Here is a 22,127-nt window from a genome sequence, read left to right on the forward strand (position 1 = left end):
CGGTGCCGCCCGCCGCGGTGCCATCTGCTGCGGTGCCGCCCGCCGCGGTGCCGTCTGCCGCAGTGCCGCCCGCTGCGGTCCCGTCTGCTTCGGCGTCCCCTCGGAGGCCCACGCAGGGCGCGGTTCCCCGGGTGGGCGCCCCGGCGTCCTGGACGCCCGGCCCCGCTGAACCGTCCCGCCGACCCGGCGAGGAGGACATGCCGGCCGCCGGTCAGCGCCACCCGACCGAGCCGCCGCGACCCGGTCTGCCGGGCGCCGGGGCTCTTCCCCGCAGCGGCCGGCCGTCCCGGTACACACCGTTGACACCCCCCGAGCGTCCCGCCGACCAGCCGAGGCCCGGCGCGGGCTGGCCGGGCGACGACGGCCCAGCCGGGGGCAACGGCAACGGCGGCCCCCAGGCCGCTCGGCGCTCCTTCTTCGAACCGACCCCCGTCCGGGACCGGGCAGCCGACCCGAACACGAGCGGGGGCCACCCCGGCGACCGGGCGGCACCACCGACGCGCTTCGGGCGAGGCAGCCAGCCCTTCCCACGCCGCCGTCCGGCCGACGCGCCGGCCGACGAGACCGCGACCCGGGCCTTCCCGATGGCGGATCCGGACGCCACCCGGCCACTTCGGCAGCCGGCGGGCGACCTCGGCACGTCCCGAGGGGTACGCGCGCCGGCACCCGGTGAGGAAGTCACCCAGCCGCTGCCTCCGCGCCGACCCGACCCGGCGGCGGAGGAGGCCACCCGTGCCTTCCGGATGACCGGCGAGCCCCCGCCGACCCGGTCGTCGGCACGGCCCAGCCCATCGGCGGACGAGACCCAGGCGATCCCACGCGACCTGCCGAGCCGGTTCGCCCCGGTGGAGGAGTTGTCGACCTCGGCCGCGGAGCCGGTCTCCGGCCCACCCGCACCACGCCGCGGCTTCACGCCCATCGTCATCGAGGGCACGATCATCGAGTCCCGTGACCTCACCGACCCGGTCGAGACCGGCGGCCCGGCTGACCCGTTCCGAGGGCCCCGTCCGGCCGAGGCCGCCCCGCCACTGTTCGGCTCGACGCACTCCGGGACGGGTCTGTTCGAGCCGTCATCGGCCGGTCCCCGTTCGTCCAGTCCGGCGTCGTTCATCCCCGCGCAGCCCGTTCCGAGCCCGCCCACCCCACGCCCCGCAGGTCCGGCGGAGGGCGACGACGCAAGCGGCGTGCGCGCCGACGCCCGCCCCGGCGACCCGGTCGGTGCCGACCGCGCCGACACCGGCAGCCCGTCGGTCGGTGTGACCAGCTCGGATCCGACCGTTGAGAGCGCCATCGGGGACGGCGACGGGCACCGCCCGCCGACCGACGAACCGGCGGTGGTCGAGTTCGACCCGGCCAACACGGTCGAGGAGGACCTGCTGGGCGCCGCCGGCTCCGGCAGCACCGACACGTTCCTGTCCACTTTGCTGCTGGCCCGGGTCCTGCTGCCGGCGGCACCCGAGTCACTGCGGGGCAGCCGCCCCGGCGATGCGGGCTTCGTCTGGCGTACGGCGCAACTCGACGGCGAGACGTACGTGGTGGTCTACACGTCGCCGGAGCGCCTCGCCGACCACTTCGAGGGCGACGTCGACACGGTCCGGGTGAAGTTCGCCCAACTGATCCGGCGCTGGCCGGCCGAAGACTGGTCGTTCGCCGTCAACCCGGGCACCCCGGTCGGTGCCAAGTTGCCCGGGGAGCAGATCATCGCGTTGGCGAACTGGGCCGCCGAGGTGGGGCTCGGTGACGACCTGGAGGTGGACCAGGAGGAAGCACCGGCCGTGGCGGAGCCCACCGCCCGCCCCCGGTACGCTCCGGCGGCCGTCGACCCGACCCGACCCACGGTCATGCAGAAGGCGATCGCGCCCAGCCAGCTCGCCTACTACCTGGATCGGGGGTACGACCGCGTCTCTGGGTTCGTGCACCGGGCCGGTGAGCTGGCGCACCTGACCACGCCGGCTCAGGTGCACGACGCGCTCGGTCTCAGCTACCCCGGTTCCCCGTTCTCCCGCGACGCCGAGGAGATCTACGTGCTGCGGTGGCCGGCGCACCGGCCGAGCCTCTACCGGATTCCGTACGGCGGTCAGAACGAGCCGGCGATGCGCGCCATGGAGGGCTGGGTCATCGAGCGCCCACCGTTCCGGGGCAACGGCTTCGCCCCGGGTGAGAGCAGCGACGTCGTGGCCGAGTTCAAGGTGGACAGCGCGCGTCTCCCGCACGGCGCGCAGCTGTGGCGGGTCGCCGCGGACGGCACCGAGCGGGTCATCGCGGAGCTCGACACCGACGCGGTGGTCTGGCGACGGGTCGGTGAGGTGTGATGCGCGACGGTTACGTGGCCCGTTGGCAGGGCCGGGAATACCAGGCCAGCCCGGACGGCGACAACATCCGCCTCTACCAGCCCGAGCCGGGCGAGGGCTTCGAGGAGGTTCGCGCGGGCCGGTACGTCCGGGTGCTGCCGGCGAGCGAGATCGAGGATCTGGCGTACGTGCGCACCACCTGCACGTGGCAGGGGCAGCCGTTCATCGTGCTCGGCGAGCACGACGCCTGGCTGCGGGTGGAATACACCGGTGGTCGCTGGCCGGTGGCGGAGGCGATGCGGCTGGAGGTCTTCGACTTCGGCGTCTACCAGGGCTGGGCGCCGGCCGCCGAGGTCAGCGACCTGCGGGAGCAGCGGGTCTGACCGGTCAGGTCTTGGCCCAGCGCAGGATCTCGCCGAGCACCAGCTCCGGTGCCTCCAGGTGCGGGAAGTGCCCCACCCCGTCGAGCAGCCGCCACTCGTACGGTGCGACGACGTAGCGGCCGGAGCCCAGGGCGGTGCGCGGCAGGGAGGCGACGTCCAGCGCGCCGTGCAGTTGCAGGGTCGGGGTGGACAGCGGCTTCTGCATCAGGCGGACGAAGCGGTAGCCGTGCAGCCGCAGCAGCGAGCGGAACGCCCACCGGTACCCCTCCAGGGCGCAGAACGCGGCCTGCGGGATGCACATCGCCTCCCGACACCGCTCGGCGTACGCCTCAAAGTCCGACCCGGCCACCCAGCGTGGGCCGCCCCAGCGGTGCAGGATCTCCCCGATGGCTGCCGCGCCGTCCCGGGTCAGCACGTGCTCGTAGCGGGGTAGTTGGAACTTCAGCGCCAGGGTGGAGGCGGTGAACTGCCCGCGCGGGTCGGCGAAGGTGGCGGTGCGCAGCCGCAGCGGGTGCGGTGCCCCCAGCACCACGAGCCGGCGGACCAGGGACGGGTGGAACGAGGCCACCGTCCAGGCGACCATGCCGCCGAGCCCGCTGCCGACGATCGTCGCCGACCGCTCACCAAGTGCGCGGATCAACCCGGCGATGTCGGCGGCGAGGGTGTAGCCGTCGTACCCCCGGGGTGGTTTGTCGCTGGCGCCGTAACCGCGCAGGTCGACGGCGACCGCCCGGAAGCCGGCGTCGGCGACCGCCGGGAGCATCTGGTGCCACGCCCACCAGTGCTCCGGGAAGCCGTGTAGGAAGAGCACCATCGGGCCGGTGCCGGCCTCGACCACATGGAACCGGCTGCCGTTGGCGCCGACGAAACGGTGTGTCCACGGCCCCTCGGTGAGGACACGGGACTCGTCGACGGTTCCGCCGCGCTGGTCGGTCATGGCAGACAGCCTAGGACCCGGGTGCCGCCGACGACCCCGGTGGTCGCGTTGAACAGGGAGAAGCCCGGGTTGTCCCCTACCGGCGGCAGGTGCCGGATCGCCGTGTCACGGCGCGACGATGCTGACGCGGATGCCGGGGCCGCAGTCGATGTCGGACGACCGGGAGGCGATGCGGAGGGTGACGAAGTTGCCCTCGGTCAGGTTTCCGTAACCCGGGCCGTGCAGGGCGTACGCGCGGCCGTCCTCGGCGACGAGCCCGTAGCAGGGGCCGGCACCGCCCCGGGTGACGTGGCCCGCGATCGTGTCGGTGGGCCGCAGGTCGGTGGGCGGTGTCGGCTTGGGCGGCTTCGGTGGAGTGCCGAGGGACGGCGGGAGCGTGCGCGACAGCGGCGGCGTGAAGGCTCCCGACGGCGGTGTTGCGGGTTGGGCGAGCCTGGGGGCCGCGGAGGTGGGTGCCCCCGGTGTCGGCGTGTCGGAGGCCGGGGGCGCCGCCAGGGGGCCGGCGCCCTGCGGGTCGGCGCACGCCGTCAGGGGCAGCAGGAGGAGCGCGGCGAGCAGGGTGACGCGTGAGGGGAGGGGCACGGCGATGGGACGTTCCAGCAGGTCGCCGGGTTCCGTCCGTTGGCGGGACAAAGGGCGGCGCCCGGGCAGGTGACCCGCCCGGGCGCCGCTGGGTGTTGCTGGATCAGTGGTCAGCTGACCCGGATCTTCATCGAGGTGCCGTCCTGCTCCAGAACCTTGATCTTGACACCGGCTGCGGGGAGCTTGACGCCGTGGTTCGGCAGCTCCTCGTAGAAGTACTTCTTGGTGTCGTCGAACAGCGGCTCGGCAGCCTGGCCACGGATGTACTGCGGCTGGCTGTTGAGGTGCAGGGTGAACGAGTCAGCCTTCTTGAGGCTGAACGGTGCGTCGTACACCTGGACGCGGGCGCGCCACGGTGCTCCGGTCAGGTTGTAGATCGGGCGCGGGTGCGCGTCGATGTACAGGTTCCGACCCTCACCCGGGTGACCACCCGGGTTGGTGGGCGACACCGGAGCGGTGTTGTTGTCCTCCCAGCGCAGGTTCCAGTACGAGATGAGCAGACCCTCCTGGTACGCGTAGTGGTCCACCCAGTCCGGGCGGGTGTTCGCGTAGCCGAAGAAGTACGGGCCCGTCTTCAGGTACTTGTCGTACGAGACGTACGACCGGTTGCCGGCGATGTAGTAGTTGTCGAACAGCTCGGTGTAGGTCGCGCCGACGACCTTCCACTCGTCGAGCGCCCAGCCCGCGTCGGACTCGGCACCGTCGCTGAACACCGTCTGACCGTCGGCCGTCACGGTGATCGCGTCACCGAAGAAGCCGCCCTCGGAGACACCACCGTCGGTGACGTAGTGCAGGCGGACCTGCGCCACCTTGCCGGCGAGGGAGTTGAGCGGGATGTTGATGTCCGCCCAGGCACCGTTGCTGGTGCCGTCGAGCGCCGGGCGGCCCGCGCCGTCGACGCCGATCGGCTGGCCGCCGACCGTGCCGTCCAGGTCGGTCCAGGTCTGACCACCGTCGGTCGACGCCTCGAAGTAGAGGTAGTCGTAGTTCTCCTCGATGCTGTACTTGCCCTTGAGCGACAGTGCCGCCGCGGACTTGCCGGTGAGGTCGAACGTCCTCGTCATGGTGCCGTCGAGGTTGTCCTTGTTACCGGTGAAGTACTGCTTGGAGCCCTCGAACGGCGTGCCGTAGTTGAAGGTGTATTCCCTCGGGGGCAGCACGACCACGACGGCCTGTGCCTTCTCCGAGTTGTACTCCTGCGGGCCGAGAGGCAGCGTGCGGGTCTGCCCCGCAACCACGACCTCGTAGTCGAGCCAGCCGAGCTGGAGCTTGTTCCAGGCGCCGAGGTCGCCGCCACGGTCACCGATGGCCGGGTCGTTCTTCGCACCGAGCCGGCTCTGGGCCATCAGGGTCCAGTGCTCGTTGCTGTTGTCCGCCGGGCCGTAGTCGTCCGGCAGGCCCAGGTCGTGGCCGTACTCGTGGTAGAAGACGCTGCGGCCGCCGTTTTCCGGCTGGATCGTGTAGTCGCGGATCCAGACGCCGGTGTTGCCGATCTGGGTGCCACCGATCGGGAAGTTCGGCGGGCCCACGGGCGAGCTGTTGAACGCCGACCAACGGTGGCTCCAGATCGCGTCCTCACCCTGCTGCGGGTCACCGTCGGCCTGGTCCCCGCCGGAGTGGACGATCTGGAAGTGGTCGATGTAGCCGTCCGACTCGTTGAAGTCGCCGTCACCGTCGAAGTCGAAGCGGTCCCACTGGTCGAAGGACTTCATCTCCGTGGCGATCTGCGCGTCCGTCCGGCCCTTGGCCTTCTGGTCGGCGACCCACTGGTTGGCGGCGTCGCGGATCAGGGCCCAGGTGTTCGAGCAGACGTTGTCGCCGCAGACGGCGGGGTCGCCGGTCAGGTCGTCGTCGGCCTTCGGGTCGTCGGAACGACCGTAGCGGGCCTCGTTGTACCGGACCTTGACCCAGTCGGTCACCTCACCCTCGACGGTGTAGCGACCCGAGGACTGAGCCTCGTAGTACTGCTTGAGCGACTCGTCGCCCGGGTTGGTGCCGAAGTAGACCTGGCGGAAGTGCTCCGGGCTGAAGTCCGGCTGCCAGATGGTGGAGTTGTCAACCGCCCGGTTCGGCTCCGGGATCTTGTTGTGCAGCGGACCCTCGAACGTCGCCGGTCCGGCGATGTCCGGGTTCATGTCCTTGTCCGGGTAGGACGGGTGCCGCTCGTCACCGAACTCGGCCAGGATCACGAAGATCTTGTCGGTGCGCTCACGCTTGAGCTCGACGTACTGATCCCTGGTCTCGCCGGTGCCGGCGGTGGTGCGGGCGCGGGCGTTGGTGCCCGTGCCGCTCGTCTCGCCGACCTTGACAACCGTGCTTCCGTTGCGCTCGATCGGCTTGCTCCGACCGCTCAGCACGTCGCTGAGACCCTGCTGACGCAGTGCGCGGCGCTTGTCCTCGAGCTTGTCGGGGAGTTCGTCCTGCAACGCCTGCGGTTCGGCAGCGGCCGGTGCTGCTACCGGCAGTTTGGGCTGAGGCGCCGCCGAGGCGGACGGGCCGAAAGCCAGGCCTGTCGCCGTCAGTGAGAGCCCGAGCAGACCCACTGCGACTTTGCGCACGTGGTACCTCCGGTGTGAGGGAACCGGCCCAACGGGGGTACGGGCCGGTGGGAGATCGATCCCACTAGTGGGACCAATGGTGAACATAGACACTGCTGGGACGGGTGGGAAGACGCCCGCGTCGATTTGTTGCAAGATTTTGTTGGGAATGCTTTTCACCGTCACACACCAGGGCTTCATCAGCCACGCTGACCAGCGAGGATTGGGCTGCCTCGGTATACAACGACCCATTTCGATCAATGTGATCGATGTACGACAGTGGGGCCGGCAGCGTCTCCGCCACCGGCCCCACCATCAGTTGTTGAACCGTGAAACCGTTACTTCCTCGCCGGGGTGACGAAGATCGTGGCGGACGAGTTGTCCCGCGCCGCCTTCTTGATGGTGAGCGAGACGCCGTAGTTCACGCCCTGGTCGCCGGGGTTACCGGTTCCCAGCACGATCGCGCCACCGCCGAGGGTCGTGCCGTAGAACTCCGGCGCCGGGCTGCCGTCCGGGTGGGTGACCCGGGTGGTGTACGGCGCGTTGTTCCGCGACGGCACGACCACCGAGGCGTCGTTGTCCCGCGCGTACGGAGCCCCGTCGCGCATCTCGATGCCCGGGTACCAGGTCTTGGCGTCGGTGAACGCCTTCACCGGCGCCTGCGCCTTGAACTTCGTGCAGTACGCGCTGTACGGCTCGTCCGCCGCCTCCAGGCACTCCGTGAAGGGGTACGTCCTGTTCAGCGAGAAGGCCGCGTTGGCCGACTGCGGACGGCTGGGCAGGTTGTCCGTCACCGACGGATCCTTCACCGCCGCCTCACCGGTACGCCGGTACGGGTCGAAGTGCGAGTCGACGATGAGCAACCCACCCTTCGCGCCGTAGCTGGGCAGTGCGGTCATCTGCCCGGTGACGTGGTTGACGTCGCCCAGAGCGCTGTCCCGGTACCAGACCAGCATGCCCGGCGCGTTGTAGGAGATCCGGTCGACCTTCCACGCGTCGTGCGAGTAGATGGTGTCGTAGGCGTACTTCAGGCCGTTGTCGAAGCCGTCGAAGTTGCGCCACTCCGCCAGGTAGAACTGGGCGTGGACCTCGGTGCCGGTGGAGACCTTCCAGCCCCCGCCGGTGGTGTCCACGAAGGTGCCGCCGGTGGCCGTCCACCCGTTGGCGCCGCCCTCGACGTCGTCACTCCAGGTGGTGGCGCCACCGCCGGTGACCGAGAAGTCGTCGACGAACCAGTTGCGCTCCTCGAACGCCTCGTCGGTGGCCTGACGCAACCGCAGCTGCACGGTCGTGCCGGCGTACGCCGACAGGTCGACGTAGTCGTGCCGCCAGCCGTTCGTGCTGCCGGTCAGGCCGTACTTCTTGCCGCCGAAGTCGTTCATCCGGCCGTTCGGGTCCGGGTAGCCGTCGGGCGTGGTGACCACGGTGCCACCCTCGTCGTACACCTTCTGCTCGGTCCAGGTCGTGCCGCCGTCGGTCGAGAGCTCGACGAAGCCGTAGTCCCAGTCCTCCTCGATGATGTAGTTGTTCCACATCCAGAACTTCGAGTCAGCTGCCGCCGGCACGTCCACCGAGCGAGTCAGCTTGACGTCGGCCCACTCCTGGTCGTTGTTGCTGTGCCACATCTTCGTGCCGCTGTGCGGCGTGGCCAGCGTCGTCACCTTGTCCGGCAGGTCGACCTTGATGCCGTCCTCGGAGTCGATCGGGGTACGCGACGTCTGGCCGAGCTTGACCTCACGCGGGTTCGACCCGGGACGGATGGTCAGCGGGTCGGCCCAACCGAGCACCCACTTGTCCCAGATGCCCATGTGCGTGGGCAGCGCCTGGAAGATCTCACCCGAGTGCGAGCCCGAGGCCATCAGGTCCCAGAAGTCCACGTCGGAGTCGGCGTTGCCGGACGTGTCGTAGAGGTCCGGCAGGCCCAGGTCGTGGCCGAACTCGTGGGCGAAGACGCCGACACCGGCGTCCTCCGGCTGCACGATGTAGTTCGACGCCTTGAGGTTGGTGCCCGGGATGGTGTAGCCACCCGCGACCGTGGAGGAGTGCGCCCACACGGCGTACACGCCCTCGGCGCCACCGCCGCGCGACTTGCCCTGACCGGCGTGCACCAGCACGAGGTGGTCGATCACGCCGTCCGGCTCGAAGACGTTGCCGTCACCGTCGCGGTCGGCCTGGTCCTCGATGTCGTAGTCGGCCCACGGGAAGCTCGGGTCCTTCGCGACGAGCGCGTCGATCGCGTCGGTCGCCAGGCGGCCCGCGCCGGCCGGGTTGTCCGGGTGGCCGTTCATCGACTGCTCACGGCCGGGGACCCAGGCGCCGGTCTCGTCCTGGAAGCAGCGGTTGGCGGCGTACCAGCCCTCCGAGTGCGGCACGGTGATCCACGGGCTGGCCTGCCCGTCCACCGTGTACGCGTTCTTGGACATCTCCAGGTACATGTTGTGCATGGTGCGACCGGAGAGGTCGACGCCCTTCTTACCGTCCGGGCCCCGCAGGTCGGTGCGGACCCGCTCGGTGATGCCCTTCTTGCTGTAGAGCATCTTGTTGTAGTGCGACGGCGAGAAGTCCGGCACCCACATCGAGTTGTTGTCCTCGTGGGACAGGTTCGCCGGGTTCGGGATGTTGTTGTGCTTCGGGCCGTTCTGCACGGTGCCGGGCACGCAGGTCCGGTCCTCGAACACCGTCTTCGGGACCATCACGCCGGTGAAGTCGTCGTTGGCCTTGTCGTTGAACTCCACCAGCAGCGTGAGCAGCTTCGCCGTCTGGGTGGTCGGCGCCTTCTTGAACTGCCGGGGGTTCTTGCCCGTCTTGAGCGACCGGGCTTCGTCCTTGGCGAGCTGCCGCGCGGTCACCGGGTTGCCCGGGGCGTGCTTCTGGTCGAACTCGCGCGCCGACTCCACGGCCGGGGTGTAGACGCCGCCCTTGCCCTTGACCTCACGGCCGGTGCTGTCCGGCTGTACCTCGGGCTCGGCGTAGTTGATGTAGTGCTCGTCGGCGCCGATCACCGCCCGGGGGGTGGGGGAGGACGACTGGGCGGCCGCACTGCCGGTCACGGTCAGTGACGTGGCCGCGAGGGCGATGGCGGGTAGCGCGACGAGTAGTCGTCGGCGCGCCCCGGACTGCGGTTTGTGGTTCATGCCGCTCCGTTTCTCGGGCATGGGGAGGAGGACGTTGGCGCGGCAGACCATCGATGTGATGGGTGTCGAACTCTGCCAACCTGCGTGAACCTAAATCACAACCGGCCGAAAGGACAGGGGTGGCCTGCCTCGTGTGTCCGTTCAGCTCTCCCAGCTCCACCCGACCGACCGATGTGACACTGGTCAGACCATGCGTGCCGTACCCGTAAGAAAATGACGGAGGGTGGCGGTCCGCGCGGACCACCACCCTCCGATGTGTACGCCTGCCGTCAGTCCTCGTCGGACTTGGTGCCACTCATCCCCGAGGAGATCATGTCCATCACCGACGAGTCCTGCAGGGTGGTGACGTCGCCCAGCGACCGGTTCTCCGCCACGTCCCGCAGCAACCGGCGCATGATCTTGCCGGAGCGGGTCTTCGGCAGCTCCGGCACCAGCATGATCTGCCGGGGCTTGGCGATCGGGCCGAGCGTCTTCGACACGTGGTTGCGCAGGTCGGCGATGAGCTGCTCACCCGCCTCGCCGGCGATGTCGGTGCTGCCGCGCGGGATCGCGAACGCGACGATCGCCTGACCGGTCGTCGGGTCGGTCGCGCCGACCACCGCCGCCTCGGCCACCGACGGGTGCGACACCAACGCCGACTCGACCTCGGTGGTCGAGATGTTGTGCCCGGACACCAGCATCACGTCGTCCACGCGACCGAGCAGCCAGATGTGCCCGTCGTCGTCCTTCTTCGCCCCGTCACCGGCGAAGTACATGCCCGGGAACCGCGACCAGTACGTGTCGATGAACCGGTCGTCGTCACCCCAGATGGTGCGCAGCATCGACGGCCACGGCTCACGCAGCACCAGGTAGCCGCCACCGCCGTTCGGCACCGACTGGCCCTGGTCGTCCACCACGTCGGCCACGATGCCCGGCAGCGGGGTCATCGCCGAACCCGGCTTGGCCGCGGTCACACCCGGCAACGGAGAGATCATGATGGCGCCGGTCTCGGTCTGCCACCAGGTGTCCACGACGGGCAGCTCGCCCCGGCCGACGAACTGCCTGTACCACATCCAGGCCTCGGGGTTGATCGGCTCACCGACGCTGCCCAGCAGGCGCAGCGAGGACAGGTCGAAACCGGCCGGGATGTCCTCGCCCCACTTCATCATGGTGCGGATCAGGGTGGGCGCGGTGTACAGGATGCTCACCCGGTACTTGTCGACGATCTCCCAGAACCGGCCCTTGTGCGGCGTGTCCGGCGTGCCCTCGTACATGACCTGGGTGGCGCCGTTGGAGAGCGGCCCGTACACGATGTAGGAGTGCCCGGTCACCCAGCCGATGTCCGCCGTGCACCAGTAGACGTCCGTCTCCGGCTTCAGGTCGAAGACCGCGTGCGTCGTGTACGACGCCTGGGTGAGGTAGCCGCCGGTGGTGTGCAGAATGCCCTTCGGCCGGGCCGTGGTGCCGCTGGTGTAGAGGATGAACAGCGGGTGCTCGGAGTCGAACGGCTGAGCGGTGTGCTCGGGCGACGCCGTCTCCACCGTCTCGTGCCACCAGTGGTCCTTGTCCGTCCACGCGACATCCTCGCCGGTGCGGCGGACCACCAGGACGTGCTCCACCGACGGGCTGTTCGCGACCGCCTCGTCCACGGTGGGCTTCAGCGCCGACGGCTTGCCCCGCCGGTAACCACCATCCGCGGTGATCACCACCTTGGCGCTGGCGTCCTGGATGCGGTTGCTCAGCGAGTCGGCCGAGAAGCCGCCGAAGACCACGCTGTGCGCCGCGCCCACCCGGGCGCACGCCAACATGGCCACCGCCGCCTCCGGGATCATCGGCAGGTAGATCGCCACCCGGTCGCCGGCGGTCACCCCCAGGTCGGTGAGCGCGTTCGCCGCCCGGCAGGTCAGTTCGTGCAGATCGGCGTACGTGAGGGTGCGCGTGTCGCCCGGCTCACCCTCCCAGTGGATCGCGACCTTGTCGCCGAGCCCCGCCTCGACGTGCCGGTCGAGGCAGTTGTACGCCACGTTGAGCTGCCCACCGACGAACCACTTCGCGAACGGCGGGTTCGACCAGTCGAGCACCTCGTCCCACTTCTTCGACCAGGCCAGACGGTCGGCCTGCTTCGCCCAGAAGGCGAGCCGGTCGGACTCGGCCTCGGCGTACGCGTCGACGGTGACGTTGGCGTGCGCGGCGAGTTCGGCCGGCGGGGGGAACTGGCGCGTCTCGTTCAGCAGATTTGCCAATGCCTCGCTCATGCCGTGACTCCTCGTCCTCGGGGTGACCTGGTCCTCGGGGTGACCTGCGTTGGCACGAGGGTAGTCGCGGGGCCCTCGACGGGCGACCGCTGCCCGCCACGTCGCGCCGAGCGGCCCTCACCACGCGCCCGACGGCCCAACCCGGTTGGCGAGCTGGGTTCGCGGGTTCGCCCGGCGCGCGGGCTTGCCGGGCCCGTAGGTTCGCCCGGCGCGGAGTCGTTAGTTAGGCCTTGATCAACACGGGTTCATTGAAATCGTGGTTTCGGGGTCGATGGGATACCCCGAGTTCACCAAACTCGTGTTGATCAAGGCGCGACGTCCGGCCGGGTCGGGTGCGGGGCTCAGTGGCGCCGGTCCGGTGAGACACCGGGTCGGGTGGGCCACCGGGTCGGGTGGTCCACCGGGTCGGGTGGTCCACCGGGTCGGGTGGGCCACCGGGTCGGGCGGGCCACCGGGTGGGGTGGTCCGGGTCGCGTTGCGGCCGGGTGCGACCCGACCGGTCCGGCCGGGTCGCTAGCGTGACGGGGGTGACCACCGACCCGCTCGCCCCGTTGCTCGCGCTCGCCGACATCACCGCTGCCGTCGAGCAGGCCCGTGAGCGGTTCGACCAGGCGCTCGGGCACCGCGCGCTGCGCCGGCACGGTGGCCAGGTCGCGGCCGAGGTCAGCCTGCGCTCCGCAGTGGCGAGCGCCGCCCTCGAAGGGGCTGTGCACGAACGCGAGGCGGTCCGCGCCGGCACGGTCACCGACCCGGTGCTCCAGGGGGCGCTGCGGGTCGCCGGTGCGCTCCCCGGCCTGAGTGAGCTCTGGCCGAAGGCCCCCCGGCAGGCGCTCGCGAAGCTGCACGTCCTCGCCGCCCGGGAGTTGGTGCCGGAAGCCGAGCTGGGCCGCCCGGTGGCCGACCCCGTGGTCGCCAGCAGGCTGGACGGGCTGGCCGGGCTGGTCGCCGGTGGCACCAAGGTGTCGCCGCTGGTGCTGGCCGCTGTCGTACACGGGGAGTTGTTGAACCTGCGTCCGTTCGCCGGGCCGTCGGGAGTGGTGGCCCGGGGGGCCGCCCGGCTGGTGCTGCTGGCCAGCGGCCTCGACCCGCGTGGCCTGCTCGCCGTCGACGTCGGGCACCGCGAGCGGGAGCCGGAGTACGTCGGCTCGGCGGGCGCCTTCGCCACCGGCACCCCGGACGGGCTGCGCTCCTGGTTGCGCCACTACATGGCGGCCGTCGAGGTCGGCGCCGACCAGCTCACCGTCATCGGCGACGAGATCCTCGCCGCCGCCTGAGCCGCGGTCAGTCTCGTCGGGTCGCCCGGTTGACCTTGGCCTGCAACGCCCGGCGGCGATCAGCCCGAGGTCGCCGACGATCTCCACGAGGAGCGCGAGCTGGTCGGGCGCGGCCATCGCCCGGTCGGCGCCGGCCGGGTCCACGCCGTCGTACAGTTCCAGCCCGATGAACGCGGCCGAGACCGCCTTGGTCAGGCTCAGGCGGTGGTGGCGGCGGCGCGGGTGCGACGGTGCCGGCCGTACCAGGCGATGCCGATGGCCACCCCGACCCCGACGCCGAGCGCCGCAGCGGCCACCGGGACAGCGGGTCGTTCCCGCAGTCGACGGCCCAGCGGAATCGGGTGCCGGAACTCCAGCACCGGCCACGCGTTCTCCGAGGCCAGCTTGCGCAGCTGTCGGTCCGGGTTGACCACGCTCGGGTGGCCGACGCACTCCAGCAGCGGACGATCGCTGTACGAGTCGGAGTAGGCGTACGAGTCGGCCAGGTCGTAGTCGCGGACGGCGGCCAGCTCATTGACCGCCTCCACCTTGCTCGGGCCGGCCGCGTAGAACTCGACCTCGCCGCTGTACCGGCCGTCCCGCACCGTCATCCGGGTGGCGATCACGTCGGTCACCCCGAGCAGCTCGCCGATCGGCCGGACCATCTCCTCACCCGACGCCGACACCAGGACCACGTCCCGCCCGGCCGCCTGGTGCTCCGCGATCAGGACGGCGGCTTCGGCGTACACATAAGGGTTGATCAGCTCGTGCAGCGTCTCCGCGACGATCTGGCGGACCTGCTCCACCTGCCAGCCCTTGCAGAGCGCAGCCAGGTAGTCCCGTGTTCGGGCCATGGTCTGCTCGTCGGTGCCGCCCAGCCGGAACATCAGCTGCGCGTACGCCGACTTGACCACGTCACGTCGAGTGATCAGCCCGTCCCGGTAGAACGGCCGACCAAACGCCAGGGCGCTCGACTTGGCGATGACGGTCTTGTCCAGATCGAAGAAAGCGGCACTTCGGCCCACGGCGCGAAAGTCTAGCCGGATGGTCTATCGTCGGCGGGTGCCCGGGGTCAGGCCACCCCTCAGACCTGCGGGCAGGCACCACCATCTCCGCTCCGCGTGATCGCGCTCACACTCCGCGAGGAGATTTTCGCAGTGAGTGGAGGCGGCACCACTCGACGTGACGGGCCCGCTCAGGCAGACTTGTCCGTACGACGAGATTTCACATCCTCGAAAACAGACAAGACCCTCAGCGGTTGCACCCCCCGTGACCGCTGAGTGGTTCGGCTCGACCCCCCCGGAGCCGAACCTTCGACGACCCCCGTCTCCCCCCGACGGGGGTCGTCCCTTTCTGCTGGAAACGCTCCACCGCTGGTCACAGGTCGTCCTCCGGTCCGTCCAGACCGTCGAGGGACGGCTTTTCTACGGTCGGAGGCAGCAGGGAGTCAGCAGAGCCTCGAACGCCTCCAGATTGCGGGCGGCGTAGTCCTCCGGGGTGTGGGTTGACCAGCCTGGTGGTAGGCGTGCCGTAGATCGTGGAACCACATCCCGCCTGCGGCCTTGGCCGCGACACAGGCAACGGCCTCCCGGCGTTCTGACCTCGTCGATCAGCGCCAGCCACAGGCTGACGCCCCGAGCAGGCAGCGGATCAGAGGATTCCTGAACCACGTGCCGATTGATCTGGCTGCTCCGGCACGCCGACACCATCACAGCGGGGCCCTCTCGACAGTAACGGCGACAGCAACCGGTCATGACGAGTACGGCCGGCAGTGACCTGACGCGGACAGCCGTCTGAGGTGGCGAACCGTCAGGGGCGAGGTTGAACCCGGCGAGCCTTCGATTTCCGGGGCTCCTTCCCCTGCCAACGGCCCCCTTCATGTCCGGCAGGCCGAGGAGCTGCGCAGCAGTCTTCGGGCATAGCAGATCAACCGCTTCAACGGGCGTTGTCCACAGGTCACCAAGTTGTCCACAGGCCACGCGGTTGGGGAGGCCGGCAGGGCGGATTCCGAGCAGGGTCGGCGGCATACCAGAGCCCGACCGCTGGAGGCCGCGATGCCACCCCGTACCTCCGTTCCGCCGATCCGCCGGCTTCCGCTGGTCGTCACCGGCGACGACGATCTGCTCGATGACGTGCTCCGGCTCGCCGCCGCAGGCGGGACCGAGGTTGACCTCGCCCGCGACCCGGCGGCCGCCCGCACCCGTTGGCTCACCGCGCCGCTGGTGGTGCTCGGCGCCGATCAGGCGCAGTCGTGTCTGCGTGCCCGGCTGCCGCAGCGGCCCCGGTTGGTGCTGGTCGGTAGGGCCGGTCAGCTCGACCCCGGCCGGCGGATCGCTGAGCTGATCGGGGCCGAGCATGTCGCCGTGCTGCCCACCGCGGAGCCGTGGCTGGTGGATCGGTTCGCCGAGCAGGCCCCGGACCGTCCGGACGGCGTTGGTGCCCGAATCGTCGCGGTCTTCGGTGGCCGGGGCGGTGCCGGTGCGAGTGTGCTGGCCGGTGGCCTCGCCGTGACGGCAGCCCGGGCCCGGTTGCGCACCCTGCTGGTCGACGCCGATCCGCTCGGCGGTGGCCTCGACCTCGTGCTGGGCTGGGAGCAGTTGGAAGGGCTGCGGTGGCCTGCCCTCACCGGTGCCGACGGGCGGGTCGATGCCCCGGCGCTCGTGCAGGCTCTGCCCAGCCGAGGTGACCTGGTGGTGCTCTCCTGGGACCGAGGCGAGATGCTGCCGTTGCCGGTGGCGGCGATGGCGGCGACCGTGGACGCCGCCCGCCGTGGGCGGGACTTCGTCGTGGTCGACCTGCCCCGACAGTTGGACGACGCCGCCGTGGTGGCGTTGCAGTCGGCCGACCAGGCGTTCGTCGTCGTCCCGGCCGAGCTGCGTGCCACGGCTGCGGCTGCTCGGGTCGTTGCCGCCGCCGCCCCACACTGCGCCGCGCTCTCGGTGGTGGTGCGCGGGCCCGCCCCGGGGCGGTTACGCGCGACCGAGGTGGCGCGGGCTCTTGGCCTTCCCCTGGCGGGCACGCTGCGTCCCGAGCCGGGGCTCTGCCGTGGGCTGGAACGGGGCGAGGCACCGGCCGCCGCAGGCAGGGGTCCGTTGGCCGCGCTCTGCCAACGGATCGTCACCGACCTCACCGGCTCGAAAGCCACGGGTGCGGCATGACCGGCCGGCCGGACGACGGCATCGCCGCCCGGGTGCGGCAGCGCATCGCCTCCGCCACCACCCCGGTCACACCGGCGGCGATCGTCTCCGCGGTACGCGCCGAACCCGCTGCTGCGGTGCTCGGCGACACCGCGGTGCTGCGGATCGCCGACCGGGTGCACGACGACCTCGTCGGCGCGGGACCGCTGGCCCCGCTGCTCGCCGATCCGGAGGTGACCGACGTCCTGGTCAACGGGACCCGAGTGTGGATCGACCGTGGTTCGGGGCTGCAACAGGTCGCGGTCCCGGTGGGCTCGGTCGAGGACGTCCGCCGATTGGCGCAGCGAATGATCGCGAGCGCCGGCCGGCGGCTCGACGACGGGTCCCCATACGCGGACGCCCGGCTCCCCGACGGCACTCGACTGCATGCCGTGCTGCCACCGGTGGCGACCGAGGGTCCGTACCTGTCCCTGCGAACCTTCCGGCACCGGCCGTTCACGCTCGATGAGTTGGTGCGCCAGGGCACCGTGCCGCGTCCGGTGGCACCGCTGCTCGCCGCCGTCGTCGCGGCCCGGCTGGCGTACCTGGTGACCGGGGGGACCGGGTCTGGCAAGACGACCCTGCTCAACACGCTGCTGGGCATGGTGCCGGCCACCGAGCGGATCGTGCTGGTGGAGGACGCCGCCGAGTTGCGTCCGGGGCATCCGCACGTGGTGGGGCTCCAGGCGCGGACCGCCAATGTCGAGGGCTCGGGTGTCGTCAGCCTCGGCGACCTGGTTCGGCAGGCGCTGCGGATGCGCCCGGACCGGCTGGTGGTCGGGGAGTGCCGGGGCGGTGAGGTGGTCGACCTGCTGGCCGCGCTCAACACCGGACACGACGGGGGCGCTGGCACGCTGCACGCCAACACCCCCTCCGACGTGCCGGCCCGGCTGGAGGCGTTGGGCATGCTGGGTGGGCTGCCCCGCGCTGCGCTGCACGCCCAGGTCGCCGCGGCGTTGCAGGTGCTGTTCCAGGTGCGGCGAGGCGCCCAGGGTCGCGTCCTGGAGTCCGTCTGCCTGCTGCTGCCCGAGGGGCCCGATCGGTTGGTGACCGTGGTGCCCGCCTGGGTGCGCGGCGGTGGGCTTGGGCTGGCCGCCCGTGCACTCGGAGCGCTGCTGCGGGCGCGCGGGGTCGCGGTGCCACCGATCCTCACCGAGCCGTGGCCCGGATCGGCAGGCCCGGAATGACGGGCGGGGCGCTGGTGGTGGCGGGGCTCCTTCTGGTCGCAGCCGCCCTGGTGGCGTGGCCTGTGCACAGCATTCGGGCCCGCCGACGTCGGGTGTTGACACCGGGACGCGGGAGCGCCGGTCCCGACCCGGACGACGCGCTGGTGGAGTGGATCCGGCAACTCGGTCGCACGGTGGACGGGCCGGTCGACGGTGCCGGGGACTCGCTGGCCTCGGGTCGTCCGATGGGCATCGCGAGCCAGCCGCAGCCCGGCGCGGGTTCCGGCGCGAGACCGACGGCGCTCGGCTGGCCTGCCCGGGACCTCACCGGGAAACCGAACTGGCCCGGAGCGCCGGGTGGGTCCGTGGGGTCGACGGGTCCGGCTGGGCCAACGCGTCCGCCGACCCGTCGGGATCCTCGGCGGCCTGCCGGCACCGCTCGGCCGGAGGCCACGGCCCTCGACGTGGGACCTGAGGGCGGTACGTCGGTGGCCTCGATCGCGACCGACATCGCAGGCGTGGAAGCGCCCCGCTGGGTCGACGCCCCAGGCTCGACGCCGACCGGTGTCCGCACCAACGCGGAGGCGGACAGCCGAGGTGGAGTGTTCGGCGCCGACGGGCGCGGCGACATCGACCGCCGCAACCATGCCGACCCGGCCGACGTGACGGCCGGCGAGCCGAGTGCGGTTGCGGCGGCGCCTGCCGTGCGACCGAGGGCACGTGTGTTACCGCTGGTCAGCCTCCTGGGAGGCGGTGTCGGTGCGGTGGTCGGCGGTCCGGTGGCCGCGGTCGTGCTGGCCAGCTACGGGACGCTGGGCGTACGCGCCGTGTTGCGCTGGAGGGCGAACCAGCGCACCGAGCGCATTCGACAACGTGGGCTGGATCAACTCTGCGGCCTCGCGGCCGACCTTCGGGCCGGTCTGCCCGTCCCGCACACGCTCGATGTCGCGCCCGGCGGTCCGAGGGAGTCGGACCGGCTGCGCCAGCTGACCTCAGCGGCGGTGCGACTGGCGGACCGCACCGGCGCACCGCTCGCCGAACTCGTTGAGCGGATCGAGGCCGACGCTCGGGCGACCGACCGAGGTCTGGCCGCCGCGGCGGCACAGGCGGCCGGTGCCCGGGCCACGGCCTGGTTGCTGGCGGCGCTGCCGGTCGGCGGTATCGCGCTCGGGTACGGGATAGGTGTCGACCCGGTGGCGGTGCTCCTGCACAGCAGGGTCGGGGGAGCCTGTGCGGTTCTCGCCGTCGCCCTGCAGGTCGTGGGTCTGCTCTGGGCAGAGCGGCTCGGCGCGGCACCGGGACGGGCCGGATGACGTCCCGGGCCCCGGCGACTCGACGCAGCCTGGTCAGCGGTCGCCGGCCGGATGCGATCCGGCTCGCCGCGGCGCTGTGCGGGCTCGCCGTAGCCGTGGTCGTCGGGGGGTGGCTCGGGCTGCTCGGTGCGGTCCCGACCGCATTCCTGCTGGACTTCCTCCTGCGTCGGATCGAGCCGCCGGCAGTGCGCAGGCGGCGGATCCAGGAGGCCGCCGACCTGCCGCTCGCCGCTGATCTGCTGGCTGCGGCGATGCGGGCGGGTGCCCCGGTGGATCGCTCGGTGCTGGCCGTCGCCGAGGCGCTGGACGGGCCACTGGCCAGCCGGTTGGCCCGGGTCGGCCGCACGCTGCTGCTCGGCGGCGGCCCGCCCGAGGCGTGGTCGGCGTTGGACGGGATCCCTGGCGCGGAGCGGCTGACCGCAGCGGCGTTGCGCTCAGCCAACAGCGGCGCCGCCCTGGCCGGTGCGTTGACCCGCCTCGCCGACGACCTGCGCGCCGACCGTGCCACCGCCGCCGAGGCGTCGGCGCGCCGGGCTGGCGTGCTCATCGTCCTGCCGCTGGGGCTCTGCTTCCTGCCGGCGTTCATTCTCGCCGGCCTGGTGCCGGTGATCGTCGCCGTTCTCGGCGACGTGCTCTGACCCATCGAGGAAGGGAACAGTCATGCGCAAACTCATCGCTCGCCTGCGCGGCGACGCCGGGATGAACACGGCCGAGTACGCCGTCGGCACGCTCGCGGCGGTCGCCTTCGCCGGAATCCTGTTGAAGGTGCTGACCTCCGGCAACGTCCAGTCGGCGTTGACCGCCGTCATCGACCGGGCGCTGAAGTGATCGGGCGCCGGCAGGCCGGTCGCGGTCCAAGGTCCGGGACCCCTGGGAGGGCAGGTGGTGAGCGGAAAATCCGCGTCGCCGAACGGGCCACTGGTGGGGACCGTGGGTCGTTCACCGCCGAACTGGCGGCCGGCCTGCCGGCGCTGCTCCTGCTCCTGCTGGCTGGGCTGACCGCGGTCAACGCTGTCACCGCGCAGGCGGGTTGCCTCCACGCGGCCCGGGAGGCGGCGCTGGCCGTCGCCCGTGGCGGTGACGGCAGCGCGGCGGCCGGGCGTGCGGCACCGCCGGGGGCGTCGGTGACGGTGTCCGTCGACGGCAACCGGGTGCTGGCGACGGTACGCGCGCCCGTCCGCACACTGGGCGGCCGGCTACCACGGGTCACCGTGGTAGCGACCGCCGTCGCCGCCGTGGAACCAGGCGCTGCCGAGGGGAGTTGGTGATGGGTTGGCGAACCCGCCTCGGCCACGGACCCGACGCCGAGCGGCTCCATGAGGGGCCGCCGGACGCGCAGCGGGGTGGAGCGACCGTCCTGCTGCTGGCAATCGGGCTGGCCCTGGTGCTGTTCGGGACGTTCGGCGCGGCCATCGCCGCCGCCGGCATGGCTGGTCAGCAAGCGATGGTGGCGGCCGATCTCGGTGCGCTGGCCGGGGCTGCCCGGGCGCTCGACGGCGACGCGATGGCCTGCGCGTCCGCTGCCGACATCGTCGGCCGCAACAGCGGTCGGATGATCGGCTGTCGAGTCGACGGGCTGGACGTGCTGGTGACCGTCGAGGTGGCGTTCACCCCTCTTCCCGGACTGACCCGGGTCGCGACGTCGACGGCCCGCGCCGGCCCAACTCGTGCGCCGGCTCAGCCTGCGTTCGCCGGCCCCGCGCCGGCCCAGCGCGCGCTTAACGGCTCCGCGCCGGCCCAGCGCGCGCTTGACGAGATCGGGTTGGGCGGTGCGTCGAGGAGCGCTGTGGAGCTGAATCGCTTACGACATCGGGCGCGGTGCGTTTACGACATCAGCTCCAAAGGGACCGCCGACCACCCGGGCTCCCGGCCGGAATTTCCGAACGCGGGCCCGAGCGGCGGCCCGAGCGGGTCGGCACGCAGAGCGGGCGGATGGGCAGCGCGGGCGGCACTCCGACCGAACGGATGCGGCGAGCGGACCGGCCGCCAGATGAGCCGGCGGCCCGGCGTGGAGGACCGGGCGTGGAGGACCAGAGCGCGACGGCCGACGGCCTGCTGGCCGGGACCAGGGCTGAGAGCCGTGTCCCGGCCAGCGGCCGAGGAGCAAATGGCTGGGTGGGCCGGGGGTGTGTCAGCGGGCCTGGAGCGCGTCGAGGGCGACGGCCATCGCGATGACCAGGCGGCGGTCGATCTGCGGGTGCTGCACCTCGACGACGTACTTGTCGCGCAGGCCCCACTTCTTGACCACGGTGAAGACCGGCTGGCCGCCCGCGGTGAAGTCGAAGTGGTACGGCAACCAGGACAGCGAGTCGACGAACCGGCGCAGCAGTGCCACCGGCATGCTGCGCTCCTGGCCGGTCACCTGCGGCAGGCCGTTCTGCTCGACGTGCCAGGTGGAGCGCAGCAGCGACTGGGCGAAGTCCTTGCGGAACAGGCCGATCGGGTTGCCGGCCGCGTCGGTGACGTCGTACGTGGCGCCGAGGTCGATGCGCTGGCGGGCCTTGAAGCCCAGCAGGGGCTGCTGCTTGGAGTCGTCCGTGTAGATCGTCACCTGCTCCTTGAAGGCCATCCGCTTCTGCTGCGCGAACGCCAGCAACTCGCCCTCGGTGCCGTCCGGGGAGACTGCCCGGACCTCGTACTGGTTGACCATCATGCGCAGTCGCTGCCGGATGTGGAACTGGTGCTGACCTTGCAAGTTGTCCAGCTGCATCTGATCTCCTCAGGGGGTTGGTGCGCCGGAGTCTCGCACAGCCCGACAACCGTCGCGCTCCCCGCCATCGATGATCACAGGATGCGGGGCGGTCCGGCGACCGCCCAGCGTCCCGGTGCCCGTGCCGACAGGGAAGGGAGGATCAGCGGCCGTCGGTGGTGGTCGCGGCGCGCAGCGCCCAGGCGTTGAGCACCTGGTGGATGACGCGCAGCCGTTCGTTGATCTGCTCCAGCCGTTCCGCCTGGGCCAGTGCGGCCAGCGCGGACCCGAGCGCGATCTGCTGGTCGAGGGTGAGTTTGTCCTGGTCGATGGTGTAGAGCAGGTCGACGGTCTCGGCGATGGTGTCGGCCACGGCTTCTCCTCGGGCACGGGGGGCGATCAGCAACAAAGGCATCGATGGAAGCGCTCCCA

17 protein-coding genes and 2 pseudogenes are annotated in these 22,127 nt (G+C 71.4%); 10 read left to right on the forward strand and 9 right to left on the reverse strand.

Annotated features, from left to right (window positions below):
• Window positions 1-131: 131 nt before the first annotated feature.
• The gene (locus LADH09A_RS29910) at window positions 132-2,312 is read left to right on the forward strand and encodes an SseB family protein (RefSeq protein WP_238649015.1); all 2,181 of its coding nucleotides are present in this window, start codon (window positions 132-134) and stop codon (window positions 2,310-2,312) included.
• On the forward strand, window positions 2,309-2,674 hold the full coding sequence (locus tag LADH09A_RS29915; protein ID WP_238649016.1) for a UCP033725 family protein: 366 nt from the start codon (window positions 2,309-2,311) through the stop codon (window positions 2,672-2,674). Before LADH09A_RS29910 ends, LADH09A_RS29915 begins: the two co-directional genes overlap by 4 nt.
• Window positions 2,675-2,678: 4 nt before the next feature.
• On the opposite strand, the gene LADH09A_RS29920 is transcribed toward LADH09A_RS29915, so the two are convergent.
• The 5 genes from LADH09A_RS29920 to acs form a co-directional block, all read right to left on the reverse strand.
• Window positions 2,679-3,611, reverse strand: coding sequence for an alpha/beta fold hydrolase (locus LADH09A_RS29920; RefSeq protein ID WP_238649017.1), 933 nt, complete (start codon window positions 3,609-3,611; stop codon window positions 2,679-2,681).
• Between the two features lie 105 nt (window positions 3,612-3,716).
• Window positions 3,717-4,193: a hypothetical protein gene (locus tag LADH09A_RS29925; RefSeq protein ID WP_238649018.1), complete on the reverse strand. Its 477-nt coding sequence runs from the start codon at window positions 4,191-4,193 to the stop codon at window positions 3,717-3,719.
• A 110-nt stretch (window positions 4,194-4,303) separates the two neighbouring features.
• Window positions 4,304-6,736: an immune inhibitor A domain-containing protein gene (locus LADH09A_RS29930; RefSeq protein ID WP_238649046.1), complete on the reverse strand. Its 2,433-nt coding sequence runs from the start codon at window positions 6,734-6,736 to the stop codon at window positions 4,304-4,306.
• Window positions 6,737-7,068: 332 nt separating this feature from the next.
• Complete coding sequence (locus LADH09A_RS29935; RefSeq protein WP_238649019.1) at window positions 7,069-9,864, reverse strand: immune inhibitor A domain-containing protein; 2,796 nt, start codon at window positions 9,862-9,864, stop codon at window positions 7,069-7,071.
• Between the two features lie 269 nt (window positions 9,865-10,133).
• Entirely contained in the window at window positions 10,134-12,098 is a 1,965-nt protein-coding gene (acs, locus tag LADH09A_RS29940; protein ID WP_238649020.1) for an acetate--CoA ligase, read from the reverse strand.
• Between the two features lie 527 nt (window positions 12,099-12,625).
• Between acs and LADH09A_RS29945 the strand changes: the two genes are divergently transcribed.
• Window positions 12,626-13,372, forward strand: coding sequence for a Fic family protein (locus LADH09A_RS29945; protein WP_238649021.1), 747 nt, complete (start codon window positions 12,626-12,628; stop codon window positions 13,370-13,372).
• Between the two features lie 7 nt (window positions 13,373-13,379).
• Here the strand turns inward: LADH09A_RS29945 and LADH09A_RS32015 are convergent.
• A pseudogene (locus tag LADH09A_RS32015) lies at window positions 13,380-13,567 on the reverse strand (TetR/AcrR family transcriptional regulator); the annotation flags it as partial.
• 2 nt (window positions 13,568-13,569) lie between these two features.
• Complete coding sequence (locus tag LADH09A_RS29950) at window positions 13,570-14,376, reverse strand: HAD family hydrolase (protein ID WP_238649022.1); 807 nt, start codon at window positions 14,374-14,376, stop codon at window positions 13,570-13,572.
• Window positions 14,377-15,405: 1,029 nt separating this feature from the next.
• Between LADH09A_RS29950 and ssd the strand changes: the two genes are divergently transcribed.
• The 7 genes and pseudogenes from ssd to LADH09A_RS29985 form a co-directional block, all read left to right on the forward strand.
• A complete protein-coding gene (gene ssd, locus LADH09A_RS29955) occupies window positions 15,406-16,509 on the forward strand; it encodes a septum site-determining protein Ssd (RefSeq protein WP_238649023.1) in 1,104 nt (367 codons plus the stop codon).
• The gene (locus LADH09A_RS29960; protein ID WP_238649024.1) at window positions 16,506-17,714 is read left to right on the forward strand and encodes a TadA family conjugal transfer-associated ATPase; all 1,209 of its coding nucleotides are present in this window, start codon (window positions 16,506-16,508) and stop codon (window positions 17,712-17,714) included. The genes ssd and LADH09A_RS29960 overlap by 4 nt, the downstream gene beginning before the upstream one ends.
• Before the next feature lie 467 nt (window positions 17,715-18,181).
• Window positions 18,182-19,006: a type II secretion system F family protein gene (locus tag LADH09A_RS29965; RefSeq protein ID WP_238649025.1), complete on the forward strand. Its 825-nt coding sequence runs from the start codon at window positions 18,182-18,184 to the stop codon at window positions 19,004-19,006.
• Window positions 19,003-19,644 carry a type II secretion system F family protein gene (locus tag LADH09A_RS29970; protein WP_238649026.1) on the forward strand — a complete coding sequence of 214 codons (642 nt, stop codon included), beginning with the start codon at window positions 19,003-19,005 and terminating at the stop codon, window positions 19,642-19,644. The genes LADH09A_RS29965 and LADH09A_RS29970 overlap by 4 nt, the downstream gene beginning before the upstream one ends.
• A 22-nt stretch (window positions 19,645-19,666) precedes the next feature.
• Window positions 19,667-19,834: a DUF4244 domain-containing protein gene (locus LADH09A_RS29975; RefSeq protein ID WP_081883916.1), complete on the forward strand. Its 168-nt coding sequence runs from the start codon at window positions 19,667-19,669 to the stop codon at window positions 19,832-19,834.
• A gap of 68 nt (window positions 19,835-19,902) precedes the next feature.
• Complete coding sequence (locus LADH09A_RS29980) at window positions 19,903-20,274, forward strand: TadE family type IV pilus minor pilin (protein ID WP_238649047.1); 372 nt, start codon at window positions 19,903-19,905, stop codon at window positions 20,272-20,274.
• Window positions 20,274-20,675, forward strand: a pseudogene (locus tag LADH09A_RS29985) (Rv3654c family TadE-like protein); the annotation flags it as partial. The gene LADH09A_RS29980 and the pseudogene LADH09A_RS29985, both read left to right, overlap by 1 nt.
• Before the next feature lie 462 nt (window positions 20,676-21,137).
• On the opposite strand, the gene LADH09A_RS29990 reads toward LADH09A_RS29985, so the two are convergent.
• Both LADH09A_RS29990 and LADH09A_RS29995 read right to left on the reverse strand, forming a co-directional pair.
• On the reverse strand, window positions 21,138-21,716 hold the full coding sequence (locus LADH09A_RS29990; RefSeq protein ID WP_238649027.1) for an LURP-one-related family protein: 579 nt from the start codon (window positions 21,714-21,716) through the stop codon (window positions 21,138-21,140).
• A 142-nt stretch (window positions 21,717-21,858) separates the two neighbouring features.
• Window positions 21,859-22,068, reverse strand: a complete 210-nt coding sequence (locus LADH09A_RS29995; protein WP_238649028.1) for a hypothetical protein — start codon at window positions 22,066-22,068, stop codon at window positions 21,859-21,861.
• Window positions 22,069-22,127 lie beyond the last annotated feature (59 nt).

Source organism: Micromonospora cabrerizensis (assembly GCF_022230955.1).
GTDB lineage: Bacteria > Actinomycetota > Actinomycetes > Mycobacteriales > Micromonosporaceae > Micromonospora > Micromonospora cabrerizensis.

Excerpts from the sequence above, each read along its gene's own strand:
- LADH09A_RS29990 (WP_238649027.1), bottom strand. The coding sequence starts at position 21,716 with ATGCAGCTGGACAACTTGCAAGGTCAGCACCAGTTCCACATCCGGCAG.
- LADH09A_RS29935 (WP_238649019.1), bottom strand. The coding sequence starts at position 9,864 with ATGAACCACAAACCGCAGTCCGGGGCGCGCCGACGACTACTCGTCGCG.
- LADH09A_RS29920 (WP_238649017.1), bottom strand. The coding sequence starts at position 3,611 with ATGACCGACCAGCGCGGCGGAACCGTCGACGAGTCCCGTGTCCTCACC.
- LADH09A_RS29975 (WP_081883916.1), top strand. The coding sequence starts at position 19,667 with ATGCGCAAACTCATCGCTCGCCTGCGCGGCGACGCCGGGATGAACACG.
- LADH09A_RS29970 (WP_238649026.1), top strand. The coding sequence starts at position 19,003 with ATGACGTCCCGGGCCCCGGCGACTCGACGCAGCCTGGTCAGCGGTCGC.
- acs (WP_238649020.1), bottom strand. The coding sequence starts at position 12,098 with ATGAGCGAGGCATTGGCAAATCTGCTGAACGAGACGCGCCAGTTCCCC.
- ssd (WP_238649023.1), top strand. The coding sequence starts at position 15,406 with ATGCCACCCCGTACCTCCGTTCCGCCGATCCGCCGGCTTCCGCTGGTC.
- LADH09A_RS29960 (WP_238649024.1), top strand. The coding sequence starts at position 16,506 with ATGACCGGCCGGCCGGACGACGGCATCGCCGCCCGGGTGCGGCAGCGC.